Genomic DNA, 712 nt, shown 5'->3' with positions numbered 1-712 from the left:
GCCGCGCCGCTCTCGAAGCCGGCGTTGCCGAGCAGGTGCGCGGAGGGGCAGGGGCTGTTGGCGTCGGTGACGGCCCAGGTGAAGGTGGTGCTCGCGGTCGCGCCGGAGGGGAAGGTGGCGGTCACCGTCACGGTCGTCGATCCGGTGGTGCCGGGTGTGCCGGTGATCCTGCCGGTGGCGGCGTCGAGCGCGAGGCCGTCCGGGAGGTGGTCCGCCGTGTAGGCGGGCGTGCCGGAGCCTCCCGCGGTCGGGACCAGCAGGTCGACCGCGGTGCCGAGCGCGGTGACCTGGTCGCCCGGATGCGTGAGCGCGGGGGCCGTGGGCAGGGCGGTTCCGACGTTGACGGCGCTCCAGGCGGCGGCGACGGCGGTGTACTCGCCGCTGCCGGCGCCGTAGAGGTCCTCGGCCGCGTGCAGGGTCGCGGCGCGGGCGCCGGCGTAGTTGGTGGTGGAGGTCATGTAGGCGGTCAGCGCCCGGTACCAGATGGCGGCGGCCTTGTCCCGGCCGATCCCGGTGAGCGTGGAGTGGTCGTAGGTCGGGCTGTCGTACGCGACGCCGTTGACGGTCTTCGCGCCACTGCCCTCGGAGAGCAGGTAGAAGAAGTGGTTGGCGACGCCGGAGGAGTAGTGGACGTCGATGCCGCCGAGGCCCCGGCGCCAGTAGTCGGCGGAACGGCCGTCCTTGGACGGCTTGTCCATGAAGCGCAGCGGGG

The 712-nt window shown here is 73.7% G+C and carries 1 protein-coding gene; it reads right to left on the bottom strand.

Annotated features, from left to right (window positions below; all coding sequences use genetic code 11):
• Window positions 1-712 (bottom strand): M4 family metallopeptidase (locus PUR56_RS02830; RefSeq protein WP_329947710.1); only part of this gene is annotated, 712 nt, incomplete at both ends.

The sequence above is a fragment of the Streptomyces sp. BE303 genome (assembly GCF_036290945.1).
Lineage (GTDB): Bacteria > Actinomycetota > Actinomycetes > Streptomycetales > Streptomycetaceae > Kitasatospora.
Note: the sequence above shows the minus strand (reverse complement) of the source record. Positions and strands in the feature narration are given on the sequence as shown.